Annotated in this window: 8 protein-coding genes; all 8 read left to right on the plus strand. The window is 37.1% G+C overall.

Features of this window, described 5'->3' with window-relative positions:
• The first annotated feature begins 57 nt into the window (after nt 1-57).
• Nucleotides 58-1,215: a glycosyltransferase family 4 protein gene (locus tag CHB92_RS09145; protein WP_089318879.1), complete on the plus strand. Its 1,158-nt coding sequence runs from the start codon at nt 58-60 to the stop codon at nt 1,213-1,215.
• A gap of 1 nt (nt 1,216) precedes the next feature.
• Nucleotides 1,217-2,305: a glycosyltransferase family 4 protein gene (locus tag CHB92_RS09150; protein ID WP_089318880.1), complete on the plus strand. Its 1,089-nt coding sequence runs from the start codon at nt 1,217-1,219 to the stop codon at nt 2,303-2,305.
• A gap of 315 nt (nt 2,306-2,620) precedes the next feature.
• Nucleotides 2,621-3,523, plus strand: coding sequence for a glycosyltransferase family 2 protein (locus CHB92_RS09155; RefSeq protein ID WP_089318881.1), 903 nt, complete (start codon nt 2,621-2,623; stop codon nt 3,521-3,523).
• A 33-nt stretch (nt 3,524-3,556) separates the two neighbouring features.
• Nucleotides 3,557-4,465 carry a glycosyltransferase family protein gene (locus tag CHB92_RS09160; RefSeq protein ID WP_089318882.1) on the plus strand — a complete coding sequence of 303 codons (909 nt, stop codon included), beginning with the start codon at nt 3,557-3,559 and terminating at the stop codon, nt 4,463-4,465.
• Nucleotides 4,466-4,471: 6 nt separating this feature from the next.
• The gene (locus CHB92_RS09165; protein WP_089318883.1) at nt 4,472-5,053 is read left to right on the plus strand and encodes an acyltransferase; all 582 of its coding nucleotides are present in this window, start codon (nt 4,472-4,474) and stop codon (nt 5,051-5,053) included.
• A gap of 387 nt (nt 5,054-5,440) precedes the next feature.
• Entirely contained in the window at nt 5,441-6,196 is a 756-nt protein-coding gene (locus tag CHB92_RS09170; RefSeq protein WP_245842409.1) for a WecB/TagA/CpsF family glycosyltransferase, read from the plus strand.
• Between the two features lie 255 nt (nt 6,197-6,451).
• Nucleotides 6,452-7,846 carry an undecaprenyl-phosphate glucose phosphotransferase gene (locus tag CHB92_RS09175; protein ID WP_089318885.1) on the plus strand — a complete coding sequence of 465 codons (1,395 nt, stop codon included), beginning with the start codon at nt 6,452-6,454 and terminating at the stop codon, nt 7,844-7,846.
• Between the two features lie 71 nt (nt 7,847-7,917).
• Nucleotides 7,918-8,010: hypothetical protein (locus CHB92_RS09180; protein ID WP_144266288.1), on the plus strand; the 93-nt coding region annotated here is incomplete at its 3' end.

An 8,010-nucleotide genomic window follows, 5' to 3' on the forward strand; every position in this document is an offset into this window, starting at 1 on the left:
ATTGTATTTAACCGCTTCACTTCTAGTAATTAATTCATGATTTATAGTTGATTAATAATGAAAATAGGAATATGTGGACCTATAGATATTAATGGAATTAGTGAACATTTATACTATAAGGATAAACTGAAGTTAAAGGGTTTGGGGGGGACTCCTGTTAACCATCAAGTTGTAGCTTTACTTGAAAAAGGGTATGAAGTTTTCGTTTTTACTTTGACTCCTGAATTAGAGGTAGATGAGGTAGAAGTGTTGGAAGGAAAAAACTTGAAAGTTTATGTAGGAGCGTATAGAAAGAGGGCATTAGACAGATGCAAAGATTTGTTTTTCAAAGAGAGACAGTTTCTTAAGAACAGTATTATCAAGTCAAAACCAACTATCCTTCATGCTCATTGGCAGTATGAGTATGGATGGGCAGCAATAGATAGTGGAATTCCTACTTTACTAACATGTCATGATTCGCCGATAAGGGTTCTTCGTGCTCAACAAGATGTGTATAGGTTAGTAAGGCTTATAATGGCAACTATAGTTTTATATAAAGCAAAACATTTGACAGCTGTTTCACCTTATACAGCAAAAGGGTTGAGATTATTTACAAGAAAGAACGTGGATGTTATACCTAACTTTGAACCAGATGAAATTTTTTCGCTATACAAAAAAAAGGAATTAGGAAATACTATAAAGATTATAATGATAAATAATTCTTTTTATGGTTTAAAGAATGTTAATAAGGGAATTGAAGCTTATCTACTACTTAAAGAGAAATATCATAACGTTCAATTACATTTATATGGCGCCCAAAATGGTGTTGGAGAAGATGCTTATTATTGGTGCTTAAAGAATAATGCTTCTTCTGGTGTATCATTTCACGGGAAATTACCTTTTGATAAACTAATGGAGGCACTTTCAGATGCAGATGTTTTTTTACATACCTCATTAGAGGAGTCTTGTCCTATGGTTATCATTGAAGCAATGGCTATGGGAATCCCCATTGTTGCAGGAAAGGAAGCAGGTGGAATTCCTTGGATGTTAGAAAAGGGTGGAGGAAAACTTGTAGATGTTAGACATGCTCAAAGTATATGCGGTGGCTTAGAGAAAGTTTTAGAGAAGTCTGTACGAGAGAAATGTTCGCTAACAGGGCGTGATGTAGCTCTTAAAAATTTTTCTAAAGAAGTAGTTATAAAGAAATATTTAAAAGCTTATAAGAAACTAATTTGATATGAAAGTATTGCATATTCTTAGCGAATTAAAGTTTTCAGGTGCAGAGCTGATGCTATATACAGCTTCAACGAAGTTTAAAAAAGCTAAACTTCAAGTCACAGTATTAAGTACAGGCACTGAAGAAGGTGTTTATGCAAGATACTATCGGGAATTAGGGTGGAATGTAGAACATATACCTTTCAAAAAAAACTTTCAGTTTTTTAAAGAGCTATTTGATTATTTAAATAACTCGGCTTTTGATGTTGTTCATATACATAGAGAAAGTGCTTTCATTTATACCGCTTTTACCGCTTACCTAGCAGGTACAAAAAAAATAGTAAGAACAGTCCATAATAATTTTATTTTTTATGGCACGCTAAAAGTTCGAAGGCGGATTCATCATATGATAGCACAGAAGCTTCTAAAAGTTTCCTTCATTGCAATTAGTGGGAGTGTTGAAGAGACAGAGTTGTATCTATATAAAACTAAAACAGTTCTGATTAATAATTGGATAGATTTAAATTTGTACAATAAAAGCTCTAGTAGTTTTCTCTCAAATAATTTTGATAGTCAATTAACAAGACTCTGTTTTGTAAGTGTAGGGTCTTGTTCCGTTGTAAAAAATCATAAAGCTTGTTTGTATTTGATAAAGCTGCTAATTGATAAAGGTATAAGTTGTCAATACATTCATGTCGGATGCGGCGATCTTGAAGGAGAAGAGAAAAATTGGGTAAGAGAGAACAACTTGGAAAATCATGTACAGTTTACGGGTAATACAGATCAGGTAGCTACTTATTTGGCAATGAGTAATATATATTTAATGCCTTCTTTATTTGAAGGAATTGGAAACGCATGTTTAGAAGCTATGGCTTCTAGTCTTCTTTGTGTTGTTAATAATGTGCCAGGATTGAACACTTTGATAAAAAATGGTGAAACAGGGCTTGTGGTTGACTTTTCGAATATTGAGGAAGTTGCTGAAAGAGTAGTTTCTACGTTCAATGATAAGCTGAGATACGACTCAATTAGAAGAGCCGCTAGATCTTATGTTACGGAAAATCATGGTTTATCTAACATAGATAAGATGGTATTGTCCTATCAAGCTAGATAGTAGTTGTAGCCTTAGTTGTTTTCATAATATGCTTGCAGCACGTAAACTTTTCTATACCTGCTATTGAAGCTATTAAAGAAAGCTTTGATATAATTTGTGGTAAATCGTTAGTTAAGTTCTATGTATAATGATACATAGCTTATGTAGGCTTGTACCGTTGTTATAAGTGTAAGCGGGTGAATATTAGTAATTATTTCATAGCCTAGCAATCGAACTACTGTCAAAGCTTTTTAAAAAGAAGTTGGATGTTAAGTGTGTAAGTATTCTATACACACTCTACCATAATCAACAATAGAAGTAAAAAAACGTTGGCCTTTGAAGCCAAGCAACTTTCAGTTTGGTAGCAATAAATATATGATATATATTATAATACCTGTTTTCAATCGTTTGGAATATACAAAATCATGTTTATTTAGTATTAATGAACAAACTTATAAACAATATAAAGTTATTGTAGTAGATCATGGTTCTACAGACGGTACAAGTGAATTTATATATGAAAACTTCCCTGATGTTCATGTTCTTCAAGGGGATGAGAGTATGTGGTGGACAGCAGCTACTAACTTAGGAGTTCAAAAGGTTTTGGAAATTTCTGATTCAATAAATGACTTTGTTTTAACGTTAAATAATGATCTTGTAGTTAGAGACAATTATTTAGAAGAGTTATTGAAGGTTTGTGAAGAGAATAAGCCAGCTTTTGTTGGTTCTGTTTCTGTAGACATAAACAGTAGGGAAAGAGTTTATTTTGCAGGTACCTTATGGAACAATATTACAGCAAAGTACAGACCAGCAGTAGACTTAGGACTTTCATTGAAGACATTGCAAAAAAGACAAGATTTTGTAGTGGCTGATTTATTGCCTGGACGAGGTGTGTTGATTCCTATAGCCTGTATCAGAGAGCTCGGATTATATAATCAACGTGATTTCCCTCATTACATGGCTGATGAAGAATTTTCTTTAAGGTGTAAGAAACAAGGGTACAATTTATTAGTAGCTACTAAAGCTGTTGTTTTTTCCCATGTAGAAGAAACAGGTTTAAAACAGCATCACAAAAAAATGGACTTTTCATATTGGAAAGATTTCTATACTTCTCCTAAATCTCCCAACAACTTAAGGACAAGATGGAACTGGGCAAAAAATAATACTCCCATTCCTTTATTGTACTTTACTTTTGACACAGCAAGAACGTTATATTCTCAACTAAAAGTAAAGGGATAAGAGCTTTTAGCCCTTACTGTTATTCTGCTCATTATGAATTCTAACGCTCCTGTCTTACTTTTTACTTATAAAAGGGTATATCCATTAAAGCAGGCAATAGACGCCTTACAAAAAAACACCCTTGCCAAAGAGTCTAATTTATTTATTTTTTCTGATGGAGCTAAACATGAAAAAGACCTAGCATTAGTTAGCGAAGTAAGAGCTTATTTAAGAACAATCACGGGATTCAAAACAGTAAAAATAAAGGAAGCACCAGTTAATAAGGGGTTAGCAAATTCCATAATTGATGGCGTTACGGAAGTAATGAAAACTTTCGACAAAGTTATAGTTCTGGAGGACGATCTATTAACAACTCCTAACTTTCTAACTTATATGAATAAAGCTTTACTCCAATATCAGCCTGTTCAAGAAGTTTATTCAGTCTCTGGGTATTCTTTTGACTTAGGTACAAGTGCCTCTGATAAAGCGGATGCTTATTTTCTTAACCGCGGCTGGTCATGGGGATGGGCAACGTGGAAAGACAGGTGGGAAGGAGTAGACTGGCAGGTAAAGGATTATGACAGCTTCAAGCATAATAAGCAGGAGCAAAAGGAGTTCGCACAAGGCGGGTCTGACTTGAACAAAATGCTTCGACACCAGATGGAAGGGTTGTTAGATTCCTGGGCAATACGTTGGTTTTATTACCAGTATAAAGTTGGCGGACTAACTCTTTATCCTGTGCATTCTAAAGTTTATAATAATGGATTTGATGATTTCGCGACTCATACGAACGGCTCAAACAAGAGATATCTCCCTTCTTTAGATTTGAGTCATGCGGAAGATTTTGTGTTTCCTAACGCAGTAGAAAAGCATCCTTACTATCAAAAAAGGTTTCAGCGAAAGATGGGAATTAGAGCTCGTCTAAAGTCAAAGATTGAAAGCTTTGTTCTTAAGTATATCTAAAGATAAATGAAACAATTACTAAGACAACTTCGGTTTTTCTATCTAGTCCATCTCAAATGGAGAAGATATCAAATTGGAAAAAACTTATATGCGGGGGTTAGGGTTTACCTTTGGGCAAGAGAAAAGCTAGTTATTGGCAATAACTTCTATATTGGAAGAGACTCTCAAATTGAAACAGATTGTATAATTGGAGATAATGTAATCTTTGGTAACAAGGTAGCTGTGGTTGGGAAGTATGATCATCATTTCCAAAAAGTAGGGGTACCTATTCGCCTTGCTCCAAGAATTAGGGATACTCACTATTCTTGGAAAGGGCTAAATCAAATTACAGTAATTGAAGATGATGTTTGGGTTGGCTATGGTGCAATTATAATGAGTGGTGTTAAGCTTGGGAAAGGGTCTATTGTAGCTGCAGGCTCAGTTGTAACGAAAGATACAGAACCATACACAATTTATGCAGGGAACCCAGCTCGTAGAGTTAGGGATAGATTCGACTCGTATAAAGATTTAGAAGACCACATTTTACTTGAAAAGCAATTTCTAGAAGATCATAAACAATATAGAGGCATAGAAAGTGTAGTTGCTTAAGTGCTTCTACAACCATAACCTTCCTGAATAGTATCTCTAACAAAAAACACGAGATACTAAAAAGTAATGAAATCTAATTGATCGATGCTGAAATGATAACAGAAAGAAGGTAGTGCTTCATTATTGAAGCATTTGAATGTTCTATAAAAGGCATGCAAAGAATAAACAGTATTAGGTAAAGATTAAATCTACCCTTAGTTCTAAAGGGCCCTTTCGGCTTTTCTCCTTATGAGATTGCACTAAAGTTTAGTGCTTTTTTTGTATTAGTTCATCTATATTTAAATTTGCAATTATTTTAATATTCGTGTCCAAGAATACTATTGGCTTACACAAGCAGGCACGGGTCGTACGATAAGCCACACTCACCCTTAGAAGCTTAAAAGTAGAATGAATAAAGAGTTAACCTCCGTCAATTGTATGGGTTATCCTGTTTTTTCAGGTAGCTTAGACTTTTTACCTGACCAGCCAAAAGTGCTTGTGAACACAATTAATCAGTATTCTTATTGTATGGCGGAGAAGGATGTAGACTTTAAGAGATCTTTGTTGGAGGCAGATATTTTACTGCCAGATGGAATCGGTATTGTGGCAGCAACAAGGTTTTTAAGTGGAGTAAAAGTAGCTAAGATCGCTGGAGCAGATCTGCATCAACATTTACTGAAAGACTTGAATAAGAAAGGAGGCAAGTGCTTTTATTTAGGTTCTTCAACTAAAACACTTGCTAAAATTCAAGAACGTCTAGCCGTTGAATACCCCTCTGTGCAAGCAGTTACGTACTCCCCTCCTTACAAGTCTAACTTTTCGGAAGAAGATAATGCGCTTATGTTGGAGGCGATCAATGGGTATAAACCAGATGTCTTGTTCGTGGGCATGACAGCACCCAAACAGGAAAAGTGGGTCCACACACATAAGGAATTTCTGGATGTAAAAGTCATCTGCTCTATTGGAGCTGTATTTGATTTTTATGCTGGTACCGTGGAGCGGCCAGATAAATTTTGGATAAACATGGGATTGGAGTGGTTAGGGCGATTGGTAAAAGAGCCAAAACGCATGTGGAAGCGGTACCTATATTATGGGCCAGTGTTTGCAGCTTCTATTTTTAAAGCAAAATCTCGTCAAACTTTTTCTACTAGTTCATCTTTATAGCTCTACAGCATTTAACATGCTCCTGTACTTAATAACTGGCAGTACTTTTGGCACATACTTTTGGAAAAGGAGGCAATTTAATATCGTTTACCTGTAATGTTTACTGCTTTAAGATAGACAATCCTTGTTTGTGAGTGCATTTCCTTGTAGGGTAAAATCTTATAGTTCGCACAGTGCAATATTATGTCATAGTATTTATGCGTTTCTATATAGTTATTTTGTAACTTGGCGTTCAATCCGTACCGCTGTTAACTTATGGCAAACCGCTACACTACTTTTTCCAAAGGACTAAACTTAATACTCGACTTTCTGCTCCTAAACCTGGCCCTTTATGCAGGTTTTGTCCTACACCATCCAGACCTGCTCGGCGAGAACATTACAGAAAGTTATAAATTGGATTTTCTGCTCTTGAACCTCGTCTGGTTCTATTGCGCCAGTGTGAGTAAATTGTACGAAGATATATTTAAACGCGATGCGATCCCTACCATCCGCGTGACGCTTAAGTCCTTGTTTTTGTATGTGCTTATTGCCAACCTGCTGAAACTGTCCATTGCACAGTTCGATCTTCCCTATATTTTTATAATAGGGTCTTTTCTGCTGTTCACCGTGCTGCTGTTGCTCTGGAAAACTACCTTTCTGCTTGTGCGCAGACCTACGCGGTGGTCACTGATCAAGTACAAACGAATTGTGGTGGTAGGGGCTGGTACGATTGGAGTTGACCTGTATAACTATGTGAAAGAGCATAAGAACTTAGGCTATGAAGTTGTTGGCTTTTTTGATGATCATATCCCCCCTGGCCGAAGTAACAAACTTGTTTTAGGGAAGGTAGCAGATTGCCTGGACTTTGTAGAGCAAAATTATGTAGACGAGGTCTTTTGCGCTTTGCCAGACATCGCACGCGAAAAAATCATGATGCTGATGGAGGAGTCGGACAAGCGCATGATTCGGATAAAGCTGGTACCGGATGTGAAGAATTACTTTAAGGAAAATTTCATGGTGGAGATGTACGGGCATTTGCCTATTCTAACACCAAGGAGGGAACCTTTAGAAGACAAGGCGAACGAGATCGTAAAACGGAGCTTTGATATTGTCTTTTCCCTGCTGGTGACAGTTTTTTTGTTAAGCTGGTTTATCCCACTGATGGCCCTGATTATTAAATTAGACTCCCCCGGACCTGTGTTCTTTAAGCAGTTGCGCTCCGGTAAGGATAACCGACCTTTTTATTGCCTCAAGTTCCGTAGCATGAGCGTGAACAGCGATTCGGACAGCAGGCAGGCAAGCAAAGGCGATGCACGCATTACCCGGGTGGGGGCCTTTATCCGGAAAACGAGTATTGATGAATTGCCACAATTCCTGAATGTGTTGATGGGGGATATGTCGGTCGTTGGCCCACGGCCGCACATGCTGAAACATACGGAGGACTACTCCACCATGATCGAAAAGTTTATGGTAAGACATTTCCTGACCCCCGGCATTACGGGTTGGGCACAGGTAAACGGTTTCCGGGGGGAGACAAAAGATCCCCAGTACATGGAAAAGCGGGTGCAGGCGGACATCTGGTACCTTGAAAACTGGTCTTTCTTATTGGACTTAAAAATTGTGGTGCTCACGGCCTGGCAGGCAATTCGAGGAGATGAGAAAGCTTTTTAAGAAAAAGGTAAGTTATCGAACTGCCGAATGAAAAACATTGATTCTATTTTTTTGATATAGTTTAAATACCTATGAGAATAGCAGTAGTTGGCACGGGTTACGTAGGATTGGTGACGGGCACGTGCTTTGCCGAGGTGGGCATCGACGTGACCTGCATCGACATC

The organism is Pontibacter ummariensis (assembly GCF_900188175.1).
In the GTDB taxonomy this organism is placed as follows: Bacteria; Bacteroidota; Bacteroidia; order Cytophagales; family Hymenobacteraceae; genus Pontibacter; species Pontibacter ummariensis.